We start from the raw sequence: 21,738 nt of genomic DNA on the forward strand, positions 1-21,738 counted from the left end.
TTGGGTGAAAGGTAAATATAAATCATTAGTAAGCGCAATGTTGTAATAATGATCGAGCATATTTACGCCAATAATATTACCTAAAATAGGAATGACAAAGAGCAGTATTTTCTATTGCGCTGGTAGGATTAGTTCACAAAATAAATCACAGTGCTGGTAAGGGATTACGGGTTGCGTTAATGTGGCAAAAATTACTGGCGTGAGCGACAAAACTTACTATAGAATGCGCGCCAATTATCCATTATCACAACTATTTATTGAGGATCAGCTTATGCTTTTTAGCGGCACTTTGCTAACTGACTGTCCGATCAGACAAAAGATCCGTGATTTTTATCGAATTGATGAAAATGTAGCTGTACAACATATTCTGCCTGAAGCTGAAGTCAACATGCGCGCAAGAAGCCGAGCATGGGAACGTGCTCGTAACATGGTGCTGCAAATTCGTCGAGATAAAGAAGGTCATGGTGGCATAGATGCGTTATTAAATGAATACTCGCTATCGTCTGAAGAGGGCGTTGTATTAATGTGTTTGGCAGAAGCATTGCTACGTGTACCAGACAAAGCCACACAAGATGAGTTGATTCGTGACAAGTTATCGCAAGGTAAGTGGAGTTCTCACTTAGGTTCAAGTGACTCATTATTTGTAAACGCGTCATCGTGGGGCTTATTACTGACCGGTAATATGGTGCGATATGCCGACAAAAATGCAGACAAGCAATGGGGTATTTTAAAGAAAACCCTAGGCCGTGTGGGTGAGCCTGTTATTCGTCGTGCAATGAATTATGCAATGAAGATAATGGGCAAGCAGTTTGTAATGGGTGAAACCATTGAAGATGCTACCGAGCGAGCCGAAGAGAAAGAACAAAAAGGTTACGTGTATTCCTACGATATGTTAGGAGAAGGCGCACGTAATATGGAAGACGCAGATCGCTATTATCTGGCTTACGAAAAAGCAATTAAAGTAATTGGTGATGCTGCAAAAGGCCGTGGCCCTAGAAAAAGTCCAGGGATCTCCATCAAACTTTCTGCCATTCATCCCCGCTATGAATTTACACATAGTGAGCGTGTGATGAATGAATTAGTACCAAAGCTAAAAGCGCTATGCTTATTAGCGAAAAGCTATGATATTGGATTAACGGTAGATGCCGAAGAGTCTGAGCGCTTAGACATTTCATTAGACGTTATTGAAGCTGTTTTTTCAGATCCTGATCTAGGTAACTGGACGGGCTTTGGCTTAGCTGTACAGGCTTATCAAAAAAGAGCGTTATTCGTTATAGAGTGGTTACGGAAGCTAACGCTAGAAGTAGGCCGTAAAATGATGGTGCGCTTAGTTAAAGGTGCATACTGGGATACGGAAATTAAAAACACGCAAAAAGACGGCTTAGAAGATTTTCCTGTCTTTACACGTAAATCTTCTACGGATGTGTCTTATCATGCCTGCGCGAACCGCCTCTTAGATTACCGTGATTCAATATATCCTCAGTTCGCCACGCATAATGCTTATACCGCTTCTGTTATTTTAGAGTTAGCAGGTGATGATAAAGAAGGTTTTGAGTTTCAGTGTCTACACGGTATGGGCGACTCCCTATACGACCAAGTAGTTAGTAATGAAGGTATTCAGACGCGAGTGTATGCCCCTGTTGGAGTACACGAAGATCTACTTGCTTATTTAGTACGTCGCTTACTCGAAAATGGTGCCAATTCATCTTTTGTAAATGCGATTGTAGATGACAGCAAACCTGTTGAAGAGCTACTGGAAGATCCTGTCGAAAAAACTCAGCGTTTAAAAAACATGTTCAATTCACAAATCGATATGCCGATTGAGCTATATGGTGCAGAACGTGAGAACTCGCGCGGTGTCGATTTAGTTGATATCAATAAGCTCATACCGCTAAAAGACAATTTAGATAAGTGGGATGAAACGCACGCATTTACAGTTGACGATCTACCAGAGGGGGCGCATGCCGTAAGAAATCCTGCAAACCACAGTGAAATTGTTGGCTATCACGTATTTGATACATCGGAAAAAATGCGTCAAAAACTCGATATTGCTCATAATGCATTTGCATCTTGGTCAAATACACCCGTGAAAGAACGTGCTGATTTGCTACGCCGAGTGGCAGATATTTTAGAACGTCACACTGACGAACTGATTGCGTTATGTATTAAAGAAGCTGGTAAAGTTACCCAAGATAGTATTGATGAAGTGCGTGAAGCGGTTGACTTTTGCCGTTATTACGCAGCTCGTGCTGAAGAATTAAGTGAAGATGAACGCTTAGTTCCACGTGGCGTTATTCTATGTATAAGCCCTTGGAACTTTCCGCTTGCTATATTTTTAGGCCAAGTGGTTGCCGCATTAGTGACAGGTAATACAGTTGTTGCAAAGCCAGCTGAACAAACAAGTTTAATCGCGGTGCGTGCACTTGAGCTTATGTTATCGGTTGGTATGCCAGAAGGTATTATGCAGCTAATCATTGCCAAAGGTGCAGATGTAGGTGACACGCTGCTTCCTGATGTGCGTGTTCAGGCTGTTATGTTTACAGGTTCAACGCAAACAGGCACATTAATTTCGCAACTATTAGCCGCTCGTGGTACTGAACAAGTTCCACTTATTGCTGAGACGGGCGGCCAAAACTGTATGATTGTTGACTCTACAGCACTACCTGAGCAAGTAGTAGATGATGTTATCGCATCAGGCTTTCAAAGTGCCGGGCAGCGCTGTTCCGCACTACGTGTATTGTTTGTACAAGAAGATATTGCAGACAATGTGGTGCGTATGATTAAAGGTGCCATGAAAGAGCTACACGTTGGTAACCCTGCCATGTTATCTACTGATGTAGGTCCCGTAATCGACGATAAAGCATTAAATAGTTTGAATGCACATGCAGAATATATGCAGCAACATGGCGAACTACTGTATCAGTGTGAAGTAAGTGAAGAAGCAAATAATGGTACTTTTTTTGCGCCACGTTTATATCAAATTGATAACCTGTCAGTGCTTAAAAAAGAGGTATTCGGTCCATGCGTACATGTAGTGCGCTTTAAAGGTGAGCAAATTAACCAAGTAATAGAGCAAATAAATGCAACGGGTTATGGCTTAACAATGGGGATACATTCACGCATTGAAGAGCGTGCGTTAGCGCTAGCTAAGCTATCTCGTGCCGGCAATATTTATATCAACCGTAATATGATTGGTGCAATCGTTGGGGTACAGCCGTTTGGTGGGCGTAACTTGTCTGGTACAGGCCCTAAAGCAGGTGGTCCAAATTACTTACCACGTTTAGTAAAAGAAAAAGCAACACCAAGAACCCTTGATGCGCAGTCTTTACCTGAACAAGATAAAGCGCTGGCAAGTACCACTGAATCTGTTAAAGAAGCAGAAGCTATTATGGCGCATGCGCAAGCTTCAGAGAATGAGTGGCGCTTAACAGATTTAAACACTCGTATCTCGTTAGTTAGGCAGCTACTGGCTAAAATTGCGAAGGTTGATATTGTTGACGATCTTGCTGATGACTTAAATCGTACACTTGCGGCTGCACGTTCTCAGTTGATTAGCATTGAAAAGAAAATGAAACGTCCAATGCAACTACCGGGGCCGACTGGTGAGTCTAATGTTCTTTACTTAGAGCCTAGAGGTATTTTGGTTTGTTTTGCCGATAAAGACGTTACATTCCATTACTGGGCAATGTCAGTGGTTACTGCATTAGCAACGGGTAACACCGTAATAGCTGTTGTATCAGACTTATTCTACGATGAAGCGATTGCATTTAGAGATAAGTTTATGGCCACAGGTGCAGAGCAAGGTGTATTGTCTGTCGCAAGACTACAGCATTTAGAACCGTTATTAGAGCATCAAGCATTAGCAGGTGTTGTTATTGACTCTAACTGTGATCGTAAAGCGTATATGGCAAACATGCTGGCACAGCGTGAAGGTGCGATTTTGCCTACTATATCAGCAGAATATGATGACAACCTGATACAACGTTTGTTAACGGAAAAAACCATTAGTACTGACACCACGGCATCGGGTGGTAATACGTCATTGATGACGTTGACTGAAGATGATGAATAAGGTTAAGAAGCTTCTATAAAGGGCTTGTTTGCCATTTACTAAAATATAAATGTAAAAGCCGAACTTGAAAGGTAAGTTCGGCTTTTTTATGCCTATCAATTACCTGATTACCTGATCAGCCGTATGGTAAAAGGGTAGTTAAGTGAGTACAAGATATCAGATACAAAAAAGCCCTTAAAAAATAAGGGCTTGATATTAAAAAGCACATCAGTGATACAAGGCTGTTAAATCGCGTTGATCTCTTCTTGCTGTGCAATTAGCTTAGCTTTAGTTGATTCCATTTCGGCCAACTTCGCTTGCTCTTTTTCGATGACCGCTGGCGGCGCTTTGCTCACAAAGTTTTCATTTTGTAATTTGCCTGCTGTGCGCTGAAGATCTTTCTCGATTTTTTCAAGCGCTTTTGCAATACGCGCTAGTTCAGCATCTTTATCAATTAACCCAGCCATTGGAATGAGTATTTCCATATCGCCAAGAATCGATGCTGCTGATGCGGGTGCTTGTTCATTTTCAGTTAGAACCGTAATAGATTCTAATTTTGCCATTGCGCTTAAGAACGTTTGGTTTTCGTCTAGGCGGCGTTGGTCGTCTTCAGAAACATTACGTAGTAGCACATCTAGTGGCTTGCTTGGTGCAATATCCATTTCACCACGCACGGTTCGAATAGCAAGAATAAAGCTCTTAAGCCACTCTAAGTCAGCCATAGCCTGTGTATCCACTTTATCACTTTCAAACTCAGGGTAGGCTTGGTTCATGATAGTGTTAGCTTGACGGTTTGCTAATGGTGCTACGCTTTGCCAAATGGTTTCTGTAATGAAAGGCATAATTGGGTGCATTAACCTTAACAGTGATTCCAGCACGGTTACTAGGGTATGACGTGTACCACGTTGCTGCGCTTCATTGCCTTTGAATAATACAGGTTTAGTGAGCTCTAAATACCAGTCACAGAATTGATTCCAAGTGAACTCGTATAAGGTTTGTGCTGCAATATCAAAACGGTAGTTATCCATTGCATCACGGTACGCTTTTATCGTGTTTTGATATTGCCCCATAATCCACTTGTCCGCTAACGAGAACGTCATTTCGCCAGGGCTGTCGCCAAAACCACAGTCTTGCTCTTCTGTATTCATTAATACATAACGACTTGCATTCCATAATTTGTTACAGAAGTTGCGGTAACCTTCAAGGCGTTTCATGTCCCAGTTAATGTCACGACCAGTAGAAGCAAGCGCTGCTAATGTAAAGCGCAATGCGTCAGTACCGTGAGCTTCAATACCATTAGGGAATTGCTTTTCAGTTTGCTTTTTAATTTTGGCAGCAAGCTGAGGTTGCATCATGTTGCCTGTGCGTTTTTCGAGTAAATCTTCTAATGAAATACCATCAATCATGTCTAATGGATCAATAACATTACCTTTAGACTTAGACATTTTGTTGCCTTCGTCATCTCGAATTAAGCCAGTAACATATACTTTTTTGAATGGTACTTGTGGCTTATTATTTTCGTCTTTAATAAAGTGCATCGTCATCATAATCATACGTGCAACCCAGAAGAAAATAATGTCAAACCCTGTCACTAATACGTCAGTAGGGTGGAACGTTTTCAAGTCTTCGGTGTTTTCTGGCCAACCTAGAGTTGAGAATGTCCATAACGCAGAAGAGAACCATGTATCTAATACATCATCATCTTGGCTAAGCTTAATATCGTCAGCAAGGTTATTTTCACTGCGTACTTCTGCTTCAGTGCGACCTACATACACATTGCCTTGTTCGTCATACCATGCTGGGATACGGTGGCCCCACCATAATTGGCGTGAAATACACCAATCCTGAATGTCACGCATCCATGAGTTGTACATATTTTCATATTGCTTAGGAACAAATTCAATGTCGCCGTTCGCTACCGCTTCTGTGGCAGTTTTAGCCAATGGTGCAACACGTACATACCACTGGTCGGTTAGCATAGGCTCGATAACTACACCGCCACGGTCGCCATAAGGAACGGTTAAGTCATGATCTTTTACTTCATCGAGTAAACCTAACGCTTCAAACTTAGCCACAATTGCTTTACGCGCAGCAAAACGTTCTAATCCATGGAATTCTGTAGGCAGATCGGTAGGGTAGGCATCTGATGCTTCACCATTTGTATTGTACACTTCCGCTTCAGAGCGAATATCAGCATTAAACGTAAGAATGTTGATCATAGGAAGTTGGTGGCGTTTACCGACTTCGTAATCGTTAAAGTCGTGTGCGGGGGTGATTTTTACACAACCTGTGCCTTTTTCCATATCGGCGTGGTCGTCGCCAACAATCGGAATGCGTCTGTTTACTAGCGGTAAATCAATATATTTACCAATCAGATCTTTATATCGTTCATCGTTAGGATTAACAGCAACACCTGTGTCGCCTAACATAGTTTCAGGACGTGTAGTTGCTACAACTAAGTAGTCTTTACCATCTGCGGTTTTTGCGCCATCTGCTAATGGATAACGGAAGTGCCACATGTGGCCTTTTTTGTCTTTATTTTCAACTTCTAGATCAGAAATAGCTGTTAGTAACTTAGGATCCCAGTTTACTAAGCGCTTACCGCGATAAATTAGGTCGTCTTTATATAAACGAACAAATACTTCTTTTACCGCCTCAGATAAGCCATCGTCCATTGTGAAACGCTCGCGTTCCCAGTCTACAGATGTGCCTAAACGACGCATTTGGTTTGTGATTGTGCCACCTGAATGCGCTTTCCAATCCCAAATTTTATCAATAAATGCATCACGGCCTAATTCTTGGCGAGTAGGTCCATTTTCTGCGGCTAATTTACGCTCTACAACCATTTGAGTGGCAATACCCGCATGGTCTGTACCTACTTGCCATAAGGTATTGTTACCTGACATGCGCTTATAGCGCGTTAATGCGTCCATGATTGTTTGTTGAAAAGCATGCCCCATGTGCAAACTACCTGTGACATTTGGTGGTGGGATCATGATGCAATATGACTCACCTTCACCTGACGGTTTGAAGTGGCCTTTCTCTTCCCATTTTTGGTAAATGTCTTGTTCAATATTTTGCGGATTATATGTCTTTTCCATCGTCAATCATGCGACCTTTTGTAACAGTACTGGGCTTATTGCCCTATAAAATTAATGTATTTCAACAATAGACTTTTAAGCGGTTATGACTATCGTGAATAATATATTGCTATTACTCTTTATTTGTAATTGCGAAGTGGCAGTTTGTTATTCTTACTAAAGTCGTTAATTATTTAAAACATTATCAATTTCAAATAACGATTAAACGAAGTCACTTCTCGTTAAATTGAGTAATACACCTAAATTCTTTGTGAGCGATATTGGTAACAGTTGTTGGTAAACAATTGGATTTTACGCTCATTAGCAAAACTGATGTAAGTTATCACATCAGCAGCCGTTAGATAAGAGGGTTATTCTAACGTGTTTATATCAATTGTGCTTAAATTAGTGCCCATTTGACGAAGAAATTTATATCTTTCTCTTGCTTGCTGTTTTTCATTTTCAGTTGCAGGTACAAAATCAATCACTTGCTGAAATTGTTGAGCGAACGGTGGCACTGTTTGTTTTAAATTAATTAAAACATTGCGATTACCAGAGCTTGGTAGCTGAAAACCAATTTCAACGGGTGCACCTTGTTTTGGCCCTTCACCTGTTAGGTTATGTGGCACAAATCTATCAGCATCAAATGCCCATAAATAATCGTCAATGGCATGTGCATCTTCAATATTTTCTGTCGCGATAAAAACGCGGCTTTGTTTACGGTAAAGCGTTGCTGCCAGAGTACAGGCAAGATGAAAATGAGCCGGCACAGGTAATGTCGGCTCATTTTCTAGCTTTAATACATAAAAGGTTGCATTCATTAACTACAACTTATGTAAAAAATTTTTGACGTAGTACTTAGCATTAATGCTCTGTTTCTACGCCAGCTTTGTTCATCAAAAATTGGCTTAACATAGGTACTGGGCGACCCGTCGCACCTTTGTCTTTACCGCCACTTCGCCAAGCTGTACCTGCTATGTCTAGGTGAGCCCAGTTATACTTTTTGGTAAAGCGTGATAGGAAACAAGCCGCCGTAATGGTGCCAGCAGCACGGCCACCAAGGTTAGAAAAGTCGGCAAATGGACTTTCTAGCTGATCTTGGTATTCATCCCATAATGGTAAGCGCCATGCACGGTCGCCACTTTGTTCTGAAGCGTTTAGTAGTTCATGAGCTAATGGATTATGACTACTCAACAAACCAGTAGCGTGTTTCCCTAAAGCAACTACGCAAGCACCTGTTAAGGTTGCTACGTCGATAACAAGTTCGGGGTCGAACGCTTCAACGTACGTTAGGGCGTCACATAATACTAAGCGGCCTTCAGCATCTGTATTTAATACTTCTACCGTTTGACCAGACATAGTTGTGAGCACATCACCTGGGCGATAAGCGTCACCACCTGGCATGTTTTCACAACCTGCAAGTACGCCAATAACGTTAATTTTTAAATTCATTTCGGCAAGCGCTTTCATTGTGCCGTAAACGCCTGCTGCACCGCCCATATCGTATTTCATTTCATCCATGCCATCGCTTGGCTTGATTGAAATGCCACCAGAGTCAAAGGTTAACCCTTTACCGACTAATACAATAGGTGCTGTTTTTTCATCTGTACCTTGGTAGTGGATCACCGACATCATAGATTCGTTTCTCGAACCACGGCCCACCGCTAAATATGAATGCATACCGAGTTCTTGCATTTCTTTTTCACCAATAATATTGGTGGTTACAGTGTCGTAAGTCATTGCAAGATCTTTTGCCTGTTCAGCAAGGTAAGCAGGAGTACAAATATTTGGCGGCATGTTTGCCACGTCTTTGGTTGCCTTCATACCCGCTGCAATGGCAACGCCATGTTCAATTGCGTTTTCACCTAAGGTTAACTCGCGGCGTGTTGGTACATTAAAAACTATTTTACGCAGTGGTCTGCGTGTTTCATCTTTTTTGCTTTTAAGTTGGTCGAAGGTATAAAGGCTGTCTAGCGTGGTTTCAACCGCGTGGCGCACCTTCCAATAAGTATCTCGGCCTTTAACGTGCAGCTCGGTAAGAAAACAAACGGCTTCCATCGAGCCTGTATCATTTAGGGTGCTGATTGTTTTAGTAATAATTTGACGGTATTGGCGCTCATCAAGCTCACGCTCTTTACCACAACCTACTAATAAAACACGCTCACTTAATACATTTGGAACGTGATGTAGCAACAACATTTGTCCTGGTTTGCCTTCTAAATCACCACGACGCAGTAAATTACTAATATATCCATCACTGATTTTGTCTAACTGCTCAGCAACGGGAGAAAGGCGGCGAGGTTCATATACACCTACAACAATACATGCACTGCGTTGTTTTTCAGGGCTACCGCTTTTTACGCTGAATTCCATATTGGCTCCTAAAATTGCAAAGTTGGATTGCAAAAAAGTTTGCGTTCTAAATGACTGCTAGTGAACGCTTGGGAAAAAGAAAAATCTTGCTTTTATTTTTTTAAATAATAGCCTTATTTAGCTTTTGTTACTTGTGAAAACAGCAAGTTTACTCAATATTTTAGTTTAAGTGTACTAAATCAGCAAAATTAACGTGTGAATCAGCGCCTAGTTTTTGCAATTAAAAAAATTCTTAATAAGTAAAGTTTGAACCGTACATAGCCAGAGTTTTGGTATAAAATATAGGGTTTTAACGTCGCGCCGTATTCTATAATGTATTTGTTTCAGTTGCGTGAATGTGTTGGAAATAAGATTAGGAAAACAATTTGATTATTTTTCGATATTTAATTGCCGAAGTATTTAAAGCGCAATTAGCTGTGTTTTTAGTGTTAATGACGATTTTTGTGAGCCAAAAATTCGTAAAAATTTTAGGTGACGCGTCTGAAGGTGAGTTACCCGGTCAGCTAGTAATGTCTATTATTGCTTTTAAATTACCCCAATTAGCAGGGCTTATCCTTCCTTTAAGTGTTTTTCTGGGTATTTTATTGGCGTATGGTCGTATTTATGCTGATTCAGAAATGAGCGTATTACACGCATGTGGTGTTAGTGAGTGGTATGTAACACGAGTGACGCTCATTTTCGCTTTAATATTAAGTATGATTACTGGTGGCGTAACGCTTTTTGTTGCCCCGTGGGCTGCTGAACAAGAATACCAAGTGCGCGATAAAGCTGATGCTGACACGGGATTATCCAGTATTATCTCTGGTCGCTTTCAGGTTTCAGGCAATAAAAAAGCGGTTATTTTTGTTGAAGATATAAACAGGCAAGGCAACATGTTAAACCGTGTGTTTGTAGCGCAAATGCCTCAAATTGGCGAAGCTGACGACAGAACAACGGTTGTTTATGCTGAGCGTGGCGACATTGCTGAAGAAGCAACTGGAGCGCAAAAACTAGTACTTCATAATGGCAAGCAATATCAAAACAGTTTAGGCGATCAACAATTTCAAAAAATAGAGTTTTCTGAATACCAAATTCAGATCCGAGAACAAGAAGTAGAGCAACGACGCCGAAAATTAAGTGCTGTACCAACAGCTAAGTTATTGGAAGGGCCACTTACCCCAGAAATTATGGCTGAATTACATTGGCGCTTATCCATTCCAATTTCAATTATTTTACTTACATTAATTGCTGTACCAATGAGCTCAGTGCAGCCACGTCAGGGCAAGTTTGCCAAAATGCTACCTGCGTTAGGCCTATACCTAGGTTATTTCATCTTATTAATTGCCGGGCGAAGTGCCATTGAAGATGGCAAAATACCACCACACATTGGGTTATGGTGGATTCACATAACTGCATTATTTATAGGTGCATTTCTTATTATTAGAGGCCGGCCGCTCGGTTCCAAACTTCGCGCTAAAGTAAAAAGGAGGCCTGCATAATGCGAATCCTTGACTGGTATTTAGGGCGTACAATTCTTACTACCACCTTTGTAAGTTTGTTTATATTAACTTGCATTAGTGGCATGTTTCGCTTTATCGAGCAATTAAAGTCAGTTGGTAAAGGTAATTACGACATGGTGCATGCCGCACTATTTTCGTTATATAGCGTGCCAACGGATATCGAAATATTTTTTCCGATGGCGGCACTGGTAGGCGGGCTTGCCGGATTAGGTATGTTAGCAAACAGCTCAGAGCTTATTGTTATGCAAGCCGCTGGCCTTTCGCGCTTTAACATTATTATTTCGGTAATGAAAACCGCCTTACTAATGATGGTAATGGTGATGTTGTTAGGGGAGTTTGGTGCACCAGCAGCAACTCAAAAAGCACGTGAAATTAGAGCGCAAGCGATTTCAGGGGGGAGCCTAATTTCCGGCTCACAAGGGGTGTGGGCCAAAGATGGCGAATACTTTGTGAATATTGGCGAAGTAAAAGACACCGGTAATTTAAAACAAATTAGTATTTACCAGTTTGATGAGAGCTTAACACTACAAGGCATAGTAAAAGCGGATACGGCTGTATTTGCAGATGGTCAATGGCATTTAGAGAATGTAGTAGAACAGTCTATTAGCCCAGACGAGATTATTACCACCCAAAAAGGGGTAGAGTCATGGCAGTCTACCTTAACACCAGATAAATTAGGGGTAGTAACAGTAAAGCCTGAATCATTACCTATTTCAGGCTTAAGCGAATACTTAGATTATCTACTAAGTAATAAACAAGACACCAGTCGTTACGAGTTAGCACTGTGGCGCAAAATCTTTCAGCCGTTAACTATTGCTGTGATGTTATTAATGGCGTTATCGTTTATTTTTGGGCCACTCAGAAGTGTAACCATGGGTGCTAGAATTTTACTTGGTATTATTACCGGGTTTGCTTTTTATATGAGCAGCCAAATATTTGGGCCTTTTAGTCAAGTGTATCAATTACCGCCAATCCTAGGGGCACTATTACCAAGTATATTATTCGCAGGCATCGCTTTTATACTGTTGAAACGAAGAGCCTAGCTACCTACAAAAGCCCTGAGTTTAGGAAGTTTAAAATCTGGGCTTTAGCCACCACCACAACGGCGCAGCTAAAAACAGCATTTAAATTTTATGGCTTTTATATAGTTTGCCATTGGCTTCTTTAGTAAGTGTTACTATTTCTGTATTAGATAGCCTATCTTGCAGTGCCTTTTTGTTTTTGAAATCAATTAACATTAATAAATTACCTAATCCACCAAGTGCAGTGAATAGCCGAATAATGGCTTGTTTAATTGACACCGGAGCAGCGTGAAGGGATGAGGCATCGCTGCTTTTTACGGCATTATCCACTAAATGTAATCGCCATGCTCGCATACCAATTGTTTGACCACCATGTGTCCAAAACCACACTAAGAACAACCCACACCAACTTAGCCCCCAAATATTCATTAGCGATTTAGCCACAAATGAATTGTTTAACAGATCACTGGCATGCTCATAACCTTGGTTTGCAATCACACCATTTTGAAATAAAGCCAAAAAAATGGCCGAATAAATAAGACCCGCCACCATATACAGTGCGACACACACAAGCCAGTCATACACAAGTGCAGCTAAACGTCTAAAAAATCCTGTGCGCGGAAACGAAGAGAGAGAAGGGGCTACATTGTCAGTCATGCGATACACTTAAAAAGTCAAAATATTTAAAGGGCGCAGTGTAGCAAACCAAAAGAAAAACACGAAGTATGAAACGTTAATATATTTAATGTGAGAAGCTCTTTTCGCCGAAAGGGTTATGATTGATAAAACATCATGACGTATAAAGTTTAACCGTTCATGCATCTTTTTAAATAAAGTACTTGCTTGCGCGCTGTTCTTTCGTATAATCCTTTCTCGCTACGAAGTAAGTTGTTGATAACGCTATTAACAAAATGCTAAGTAACCTGTAGCAAATCTAAAGTGCCAGCGTGATGAAATTGGTAGACATAGGGGATTCAAAATCCCCCGCCTTCACGGGCGTGGCGGTTCGAGTCCGCCCGCTGGTACCATTTTAGTGTTTCCAGTTATAAACTCACTTTTGTATTCTCTTTATCTAAGCAAGAATTTGCCTTTCTTGATATATAGCTTTTTCGTTTTAGTAACCTATGCATTGAGAAGTGTTCAGTTTTACTGAGCCAATCTTCCCTGAATTCTTATTTCGTTTAGAGCTCATTTAACAGTATTAACTTGCGCTAACCTTCCTCTCCCTAAATCAACAGACCGTAACAAATTTATATTCTGAACTAAAATATTTTGCGACTTTTTAGCCATCATCACCCTCACACGCTATTACAAAGCAATTATAGTGAACTCTAGTTTTTCGTTAAAAATCAATGCATTAAAAAAATGTCCGTAGGTTTAAAGTTTATGGCCGTTTTCTAATAGTGTTTTTTAAAAGTCCCGTGATAAGTTTTTGACTTGACTCAAAAGTCATGCCTCATCTTGTAAAAGTAATGGGGTTATTTCAAAGCGTTAAAAACTAAAAAACTTTATATTTAAGGGAGAATTTTTCGAATGACGAATTTCATAAGAAGGCGCTCACCCGCCTTTAAAACACCATCTGTTATGGCGCTGTCGCTTCTAAGCCTGTTTTCAAGTCCTACAGCCCTCTCAGAGGAAACTATCACAGTCGTCGGTGACAGAGTTGATCGATGCCCCATTGGCCAAGTAGTTGTGGGAGCTGAAGAGGGCAGTTATCGGTGTGAAGATTACGGCGACTTAATGGGATCTTTGAATCAGTTGATGGCTGATAATTTGAATGTGGCACTTGGTGGAATGACGCAAGCATTTATTGACACTTTCAATGATTCAAATACAGGGAAAACAGATTGCGGTGAAGGCAATCCTATTGATTTAGCCACGCAAAACAAGACGCAAACCGAGGTTGACTTTCGTGGTTTTGGGCAATTACCACTAGTCGTATCTCGTCAATATAACAGCCGCGGAAATGGTATAGGACATTTTGGCAATAACTGGTCAACCAACCTAGGCTCATACTTAGCGTGGAGCACTCGTCAAAGAAACGGGCAGCCAGTGGTTGAAGTAAAACTGTTTCAAAGCGATGGCAGAGTGATTAAGATGACCTTTGATGATGCAACTAAAGAGTGGAAGCGGGACAGTGGACAAGTTGAGTCCCTGATTAAAGACAGTAATGATCATTGGTTGTACTTGAACGGGGATGTTGAAGAAGTATATGAGAACTCTGGTCGCTTACTGTATGTGAGATCCGGCAACGGTGAAGTTATTTACTACCATTATGATAGTGACACTTCAACCAAAGTTACGCAACTGGAGCACAGTTCGGGTCAAACCATTAATTTCATCTGGTCAGGTCATCGTATTATTCAAATAAAAGATCCAGCGAATCAAATTTATACGTACGATTATGATGCCAGTGGAAATCTGCTTTCCGTGACTTATCCGTCGCTCTCAGGCTCGACAAAAAAGCAGTATATTTATAGTGGCACACGCTTAACTCGTATCATTGATGAAAACGGTGATGCCTATGCCAGCTGGGAATATGATTCAAGCGGAAAAGCCACGCGCAGTTATCATGGTGATGAGCAAGAGAGTGTGACCATTGTGGCCTCCGGTGTTGAGGCCGGTGGTCGTTACACCCGCTCACGCAATGCCCACGGCAAAGAAACCACCTATCATTTTGTGGACGTGGGCGGCCAGTGGAAAATCAGACAGGTGCAGGGCCATGCTAAAGGCAGTTGTTACTCGGCTCACAAGAACACCTCTTATGATGCCAATGGCTTTGTGAACACAAAGACCGATTGGGCGGGGAACCTCACCGACTATGACTATGATGCTTACGGTAACCTACTCAAGGTCATCGAAGGTAAAGGCACTGCCTATGAGCGCACCACAGAATACCAGTGGCATTCCATCTTGAATAAGCCACTGGAAATCAAAACTGATTTACTCAAAACAGAGTTTGTTTATAGTGACAACGGGTTGCTTGAAGAGAAAAGAGAAACAAACCTCGTTAACCACATTACGCGCAGTACTCGCGTCACCTATACCTTTCATGATAACGGCTTAGTAAAAAAGAAAGCTATTAATGGTCCGCGTACTGGTGTTGCCGATACCCTAGAGCTCTTTTACAGCTCAACCGGGTTTTTAACGTCGATGAAAAATGCATTAGGTCACTGGACAACTTTTGCTAATCACAACCAATTTGGTAGCCCTGGTAAAATCACTTACCCTGATGGAAGAGTGGATACCTTTACCTATCACCCTCGAGGTTGGCTACTAACAGAAAACAAAGACATCAACGGTGACAAGCGAACAACCATCTACAGCTATGATAAAGCCGGTCAGCTCGAAAGCGTCACTCGCGCTGATGGTTCTAAACTTACTATGACTTATGACAGTGCGCATCGTCTGACCAAAGTTACTGACCTTAACAATGACTCGAAAGAATACCTCTATGATGTAGCCAGCAACTTAACGCAAGAACGCATTCGTGGTTGGATAACCAAACTGGTTCCTTGCTCAGGCGGTGGTTTTGGTGGTGGCAATGGCTTTGAAATGTGCACCGAAACTACCGAAGAAACCTTAAAGGCTACGAAGCGCACTTATGATGAATTGAACCGTTTGAAAAGCATTATTGAAGGCAGTGGGCAGCAGCTGAATGAATTTGGCTGGCCAGACGGCGCTTTTTCAGAAGGCAAAGTGGTACAACACTATGGTTACAACACCAATAATCAGCCGACGCAAGTTTTAGATGGAAAAAGTAATGGCAGTACTCATCACTACGGTGCGTTAGGCCGAGTGGGAAAAATCATTGATCGAAACGGAGGTGAAACTTCCTATTGGTATAATGTACATGATCAGATTGTACGTATTCGCGATCCGAAAGGCCTGAACACTTTTTACGATTATGATGGCTTTGGACACCTTAAGCACATCACCAGTCCCGACACTGGATTAACCACCTTGCGTTATGATTTAGCGGGAAATCTTATATTAAAAATTGATGCTAAAGGCATAACCTCTCGTTGGACCTATGATGAACTCAACCGCATGAAAACTGAAACCATTGGAGATATTACCCGTACCTATACCTATGATCTGGCGCACCCAGGCCGCCTTTACCGTATTAGAGATGAAGCTGGCACCCATACGCTCACCTTCAATGCTCATGGTGAACTCATTCGTAAAGCCTCTTCTTTGGCTGGCTTATCTATGACCCAGTGGTGGGCCTATAACAAAGTAGGGCAGGTGAAATCCATGACTTACCCCAATGGTGAAAAAGTTACTTACGATTTTAATAATCTCGGCCAGACCAGTACTATCAAAGTGGGTAATAGCACCTTAGTGCAAGAGGTAAACTATAAGCCCTTCGGCCCTGTCTTCAGTATCAAGTTTGGCAATGGTGCGCAGCTTTTTTCTGACCGCGATAACCGTTATCGCCTACGGGGCAAAAGCAGTAGCAGCACTTCGGGCACTGTGATGGACCTTGATTATTATTATGACTTGAATGGCAATATCACGAAAATCAACGATGCCAAAGCTTCCACAACTACCAAAACGCGCACCTTCAGCTACGATACTTTGAACCGTATCACCTATAGCAATGACTATGGGGCAAGCTACACCTATGGCTATGATGCCAATGGCAATCGCACCCATAAAGGCTCCACGCCCTACCAGATAGCCACCGACAGCAATCGGTTGATGTCTTATGCCTCCATTAATGTTCAATATGATGATAATGGTAATATCAAACAAAAAGGCAGTGCCACCTATACCTACAACGATGCTAACCGCTTGATTGGTTATAGCAAGGGCAGCACAAGCGCGACTTATACCTACAACAGCGTTGGTCAACGAGTCTCTAAAAAGGTCGGCTCAACTATAACTTATTTCGGTTATGATTTGGATGGCAAATTGATTTATGAGCGCACTGGCTCAAATCATATTGCTTACATTTATCTCAATAATCAATTAGTGGGTGTTAGCAAAAATAATGACCTTTATTATGTGCATACCGACCATCAGGGCAGGCCTGAAGTTATGACCAACAACAGCAATACAGTGGTGTGGAAAGCTAAGAACTGGGCCTTTGACCGGAATGTGGATTACAGTGTGATAGGTTATGTTAACTTGGGTTTTCCTGGTCAATATTACGATGAGGAAAAACAGAGTTGGTATAACTATTTTCGGGATTATGATGCGGAGTTAGGGAGATATTTGCAGAGTGACCCGATTGGGTTGGCTGCTGGACAGTTCTCGACGTATCAGTATGTGGATTCGAACCCGGTTAGGTTTGTTGACCCGTTTGGACTAAAAAGTTGTTCATGTAGTGGTTGGGATAAATTTAAAAAAGAGTTTAAGTCAAGCTGGGACTCTGTGGACTCTGTGATCGACAATCACAACCCTGTGCCTGCTATCCAGCCTGATACTGCTGCCAGCTTTCTACTGGGTGGTCCCGCAGCAAAAAGCTATAATGGCTCAACAATTGTGCAAGAGACCATAAGATACACTAGAGGTAGGATCAATGCACCTAGGAGTCAATTCAAAGCTTACCCTAGGTTTGGATGGAGCACTGTGGCAAAAACAACTGCTATAAACCGTTCTGCAGCGAGTCTTTCGTGGTATGCAGGTAGAGCAGTAGGCGCTACTGTTAACTCTGCCTATAATCTAGCCGTATACGGAGGTGATTGTGAATAATTATCCGTTGAAGTTTTCAGAGCTATGTGTCAACTAGATAAGATAAATATCTTGTTTATCATTTAAAAGTTGATGATTGATTGTGACAATGCCAAATTTTAATGATGAGTTGGCATTGTCCGTTTCGTTTATGTATTAAGTCTCTCATCATAGATACCTATTCAAAAATTGCTGGAACCTATCATTTGAATCTTATAGATTAGCTACTCACTACAGAGTCGGATTTAACTGATGTTCAATACTTCCTTATGAAGAAAAGTACTTATTTATTTTTGTTTTTTAGCGTTCTTATGCTTAAGCCTAATGCTCTGCTTAGTGCAACTATTGATGCTTATGGAGCAAAAAATATAGTGAAGGACGCACAGGGGAATTTGTGGTTGGGCACGGCAAGAGGTTTAGTCAGGTACAATGGCTACGACAGAATAGAGAAAATTGATACAGTTGCTAATGATGTTAACTGGGTTACAGCTTTGGTTGTTAATAAGAGAAACCAATTAATTGTAGGAACAGAGCAGAATGGCGTTTTGGTTTATGATGCTTATAAATACGAGAAGCCACCAGTAATTCACCCCTTGAATGCTGAGATTAAAGATATCTACCTAAACAGTTTTGATGAACCAGTTATCGCCACTGATAAGGGGTATTATAATTTATACACGAAAGATAGTGGGTTAAAAAAGTACGAGCTAACTAGTATTGTCCAAACTAATCAAAATACACTTTATGCAGGGAGTAAAAGTGGTCTTTTTAAAGTAACTAATGGGAAAGAGTCTCTACTCAATAATAAACCCGTGAAGAGACTTAAGTTATTTGGTGGAAGTGTGTGGGGGGTAACGTATAAAAGTGAGCTGCTTAATTTAGCGGAAAATAATACTGCATCTATTATTTTAAGTGATGTGGAAAATATTTTTAAACACCATTCAAATCAAAATGTTTTTTGGGTTATAACTATTGATGGGTATCTAAAACTTTTTGATATTACAAGAAAAGTATATATAGAGCATAATTTTAAACAGTATTTTAGCTCTTTATATAACCTATTTCATGATAATGCGGGTATTTGGGGGGCTGACCGCCAAAAAGTCAAATTATACCGTGAAGGTATTCTTGATCATCAAGAAGAAAAAAGCTTCTCATTCGGAAATACTGCTTTTGGTTTCTTAAATGAAACGGATGTTTTTGTCGCAAAACATGGAGTGGGAATATATAAAGGTAAATTTTCAAGCTCTGGAAAAATAGAAAACACAAGCCTTTTTTTGAGTTTAGAAGACGCTTATGTAACTAAAATGATTACGGATAACGATATTCTATGGATGTCAACAAGTAAAGGTGTGAGGAGAGTTAATTTAGCTGACAACACTTCAAAATACATTTTACCCAATATGTGGATTATATCGATTAATTTGTACCACGATAAAGTTTATATTAATACTGATTCGAAAGGTCTGGTGATTATTGATAAAAAAGGCCAAATAATTAGAATTATTGATTCTAAAATGGGCCTACCTACGGACGAAGTTTTATTCTCGTTACCTACAACAGACAATAAAGTATGGATTGCTACCAGCAAGGGGATAGGTGTTTTTAACTCCAAGAATAACAGTGTTAAGGTACTCCATGCACAAAGCACGTCACGTTCAAAATTCACCTCAATTGTAGAGGTAAGCGGAAAGGTTTATCTTGCAACTTTATCTAATGGTATATTCATATTTGATATGGAATCACTTAAACAGGTTGGGCACTTAACAATTTCTGACGGACTGATTAGCAATGAGTCATATAATATATGGAAGAACAAAGATTTTATATGGACAATTGGCGAATTGGGTCTTAATCGAATTGATCAACGCACATATGCTATTGATAGCAAATTTTTTAGTGAAAGGTATACCAAGAACAGCTATATCAATAAAGTTGATGATAAGGTTTTTTGGCTATGTAAGGAAAGGTTAAATAAATTTTGTCTTCGAAGTTTTGATATGAGTGCTGGCTTTATTAAAACGCCGCTCAAAATATCTTTAAATCAAGTTATTCTTAATAATTCCCACCAATTGATAACTAAAAAGTACTACCTGCCTCATAGTTATGGGCATCTTCAGTTTTTGTTTTTAGCTAACGATTATGGTGGTTCTTCATTTGAAACTTTTCAAAATAATCAATGGAAAAAACTCCGAGGGAATATGCTCTCATTTTCTCAATTAGAACCAGGAAATTACGAATTTTATGTTCGGGCTATAAAAAATAATGAAACTAGTGAACCTATAGCAATTCACATTGAAGTTGCTAGCTCAAAAATTCGACTCGCAGTTTTTGTAATTATTGGATTAGTTATTATTTTTGCTTTTTTATGGACGAATACCAAACGAAAACAAATGAAAAAAGAAAAACTGACTTCAGAAAAGCATTCTGATGAAAGGGAATTATTATTAGCCAATATATCCCATGAAATAAGAACTCCATTAACTTTAATTGCAGGTCGTGCAGAGCACATTGCCAAAGGTATTCGTTCAGAAAATACACAGGAGTACGCGGGAGTAATAAAAACGCATACTGCTAGAATTCTTAATATGATTAACCAATTAATGGATGTATCTCGGGTAAGGTCAGGGAAAGCTGAGAAAAGTCTTGTTAATATACAGTCAGTAGTTGAGTTTATCGTGAATTCGTATTTACCAATACTAGAAGAGCGAGGGATTTATTTTGAGTATCAATATAAGCCTGACAGAGTATTATTTGCAAACCTGATCCCTGATGCTTTAGAAAAAATCTGTACTAATTTGATTTCAAATGCGATCAAATATGGAAACAATGAAATTATCATCACCCTTGAAGAAAACCAAAAAAAACAAATGATGTTAAAAATTTCTGACAATGGTATGGGGATCTCTGAAATAAATCACGAACTGATATTTGAATACTTTACTCGTTTAACTAATGCCACAGATGTTGAGTCAGGTTCAGGGATTGGGCTAGCTCTGACTAGATTTCTGGTCGAAGCAAATGATGGGGAAATAAGCGTTGCTAGTAAATTAGGTGTTGGAACAGAGTTTCAAGTCTTACTACCTGTTTTAGCTGAAGGAGTTGAAAAAACTGATACACAATCTCCTGTACTCTATGAAAGTGAAGCAATGGCTGTGCTGTCTGAATTTAATAACTCGGCGTCAACATGTGACTTGAGTAGTGGAACCAAAGCAGTAGCTTTAGTGATCGATGATCACAGCGAAATGCGTAATTATATCGCTGACTGTTTAAATAAAGAGTACCTTGTTCTCCAAGCTGAAAATGGAGAATTAGGTATTGCATTAGCTATCGATAGAGATCCTGATATTATCATTTGTGACGTAATGATGCCTGTTATGAGTGGTTTCGAGGTCAGTGATAAACTAAAAAAAGATGACCGTACTAGTCATATTCCACTAATTCTATTAACTGCAAAAAGCGATAAATGTAGTCGCTTATCAGGGTGGAAAAGTCAGGTAGATGGTTATTTGACTAAACCCTTTGATGAAGAGGAATTGCTTTTAAGGATATCAAGCTTGTTAGCTATTAGGAGCGTTTTGCGTCAGCGTTTTGGTGAGATGCTAAAGTCGAATAATGGTGATGAGTTAAAAAAATTAAAAAAAGAGCTATCTCCAAAAGATAGCTTGTTTTTTGACAAATTGAATCAAACCATTGAGGCTAACTATTCAGAAGAAAACTTCTCTGTTAGTGATATGGCTGCTCAGATAAATATAAGCGAGCGACAATTGCGTCGTAAAGTCAAAGCATTGTTCAATTACAGTCCAAGTGAGTATTTGAAAGTTTACCGCTTAAATAAAGCTAAGGAGCTTTTAGAGAAAGGTTATATGGTTAAAATTGTCACATTTGAAGTAGGCTTTTCGTCAGTATCTTATTTTTCAAGCTGCTTTAAAATACAGTTTGGAAAAACTCCGAAGCAAATCAAAGATATAACGGATGAAATCATTTGCACTTAAGTTTATATCAATTTTCCTGACATTATTGAGCAATAGAAT

9 protein-coding genes and 1 tRNA gene are annotated in these 21,738 nt (G+C 40.2%); 6 read left to right on the forward strand and 4 right to left on the reverse strand.

What is annotated here, in order from left to right:
- Positions 1-271: 271 nt before the first annotated feature.
- Positions 272-4,072: a bifunctional proline dehydrogenase/L-glutamate gamma-semialdehyde dehydrogenase PutA gene (putA, locus tag HUU81_RS05230; RefSeq protein ID WP_199611970.1), complete on the forward strand. Its 3,801-nt coding sequence runs from the start codon at positions 272-274 to the stop codon at positions 4,070-4,072.
- Between the two features lie 224 nt (positions 4,073-4,296).
- Here the strand turns inward: putA and HUU81_RS05235 are convergent, their stop codons facing one another.
- The 3 genes from HUU81_RS05235 to pepA all read right to left on the reverse strand — a co-directional run bounded on the left by HUU81_RS05235 (position 4,297) and on the right by pepA (position 9,504).
- Positions 4,297-7,152 (reverse strand): valine--tRNA ligase, encoded by a 2,856-nt coding sequence (locus HUU81_RS05235; RefSeq protein WP_199611208.1) that lies wholly within the window; start codon positions 7,150-7,152, stop codon positions 4,297-4,299.
- 350 nt (positions 7,153-7,502) lie between these two features.
- Complete coding sequence (locus tag HUU81_RS05240) at positions 7,503-7,952, reverse strand: DNA polymerase III subunit chi (RefSeq protein WP_199611209.1); 450 nt, start codon at positions 7,950-7,952, stop codon at positions 7,503-7,505.
- 43 nt (positions 7,953-7,995) lie between these two features.
- Complete coding sequence (gene pepA / locus HUU81_RS05245) at positions 7,996-9,504, reverse strand: leucyl aminopeptidase (RefSeq protein ID WP_199611210.1); 1,509 nt, start codon at positions 9,502-9,504, stop codon at positions 7,996-7,998.
- A gap of 365 nt (positions 9,505-9,869) precedes the next feature.
- On the opposite strand from pepA, the gene lptF reads away from it, so the two are divergent.
- Both lptF and lptG read left to right on the forward strand, forming a co-directional pair.
- Complete coding sequence (lptF, locus tag HUU81_RS05250; RefSeq protein ID WP_199611211.1) at positions 9,870-10,982, forward strand: LPS export ABC transporter permease LptF; 1,113 nt, start codon at positions 9,870-9,872, stop codon at positions 10,980-10,982.
- The gene (lptG, locus tag HUU81_RS05255) at positions 10,979-12,046 is read left to right on the forward strand and encodes an LPS export ABC transporter permease LptG (RefSeq protein ID WP_199611971.1); all 1,068 of its coding nucleotides are present in this window, start codon (positions 10,979-10,981) and stop codon (positions 12,044-12,046) included. The genes lptF and lptG overlap by 4 nt, the downstream gene beginning before the upstream one ends.
- 81 nt (positions 12,047-12,127) lie before the next feature.
- Here lptG and HUU81_RS05260 read toward each other — a convergent pair whose 3' ends face one another.
- Entirely contained in the window at positions 12,128-12,682 is a 555-nt protein-coding gene (locus HUU81_RS05260; protein ID WP_199611212.1) for an RDD family protein, read from the reverse strand.
- Between the two features lie 284 nt (positions 12,683-12,966).
- Between HUU81_RS05260 and HUU81_RS05265 the strand changes: the two genes are divergently transcribed.
- From HUU81_RS05265 to HUU81_RS05275, 3 genes are all read left to right on the forward strand, one after another.
- A tRNA-Leu gene (locus tag HUU81_RS05265) sits at positions 12,967-13,053 on the forward strand.
- A 505-nt stretch (positions 13,054-13,558) separates the two neighbouring features.
- On the forward strand, positions 13,559-17,725 hold the full coding sequence (locus HUU81_RS05270) for an RHS repeat-associated core domain-containing protein (protein ID WP_199611213.1): 4,167 nt from the start codon (positions 13,559-13,561) through the stop codon (positions 17,723-17,725).
- A 248-nt stretch (positions 17,726-17,973) separates the two neighbouring features.
- Positions 17,974-21,699, forward strand: a complete 3,726-nt coding sequence (locus HUU81_RS05275; RefSeq protein ID WP_199611214.1) for a hybrid sensor histidine kinase/response regulator transcription factor — start codon at positions 17,974-17,976, stop codon at positions 21,697-21,699.
- The last annotated feature ends 39 nt before the right edge of the window (positions 21,700-21,738 follow it).

This window comes from Flocculibacter collagenilyticus (assembly GCF_016469335.1).
Classification (GTDB): Bacteria; Pseudomonadota; Gammaproteobacteria; order Enterobacterales; family Alteromonadaceae; genus Flocculibacter; species Flocculibacter collagenilyticus.

Coding starts and splice junctions, on each gene's coding strand:
- putA (WP_199611970.1), top strand. CDS start 272: ATGCTTTTTAGCGGCACTTTGCTAACTGACTGTCCGATCAGACAAAAG.
- HUU81_RS05240 (WP_199611209.1), bottom strand. CDS start 7,952: ATGAATGCAACCTTTTATGTATTAAAGCTAGAAAATGAGCCGACATTA.
- HUU81_RS05275 (WP_199611214.1), top strand. CDS start 17,974: ATGAAGAAAAGTACTTATTTATTTTTGTTTTTTAGCGTTCTTATGCTT.
- HUU81_RS05270 (WP_199611213.1), top strand. CDS start 13,559: ATGACGAATTTCATAAGAAGGCGCTCACCCGCCTTTAAAACACCATCT.
- HUU81_RS05260 (WP_199611212.1), bottom strand. CDS start 12,682: ATGACTGACAATGTAGCCCCTTCTCTCTCTTCGTTTCCGCGCACAGGA.
- pepA (WP_199611210.1), bottom strand. CDS start 9,504: ATGGAATTCAGCGTAAAAAGCGGTAGCCCTGAAAAACAACGCAGTGCA.
- HUU81_RS05235 (WP_199611208.1), bottom strand. CDS start 7,152: ATGGAAAAGACATATAATCCGCAAAATATTGAACAAGACATTTACCAA.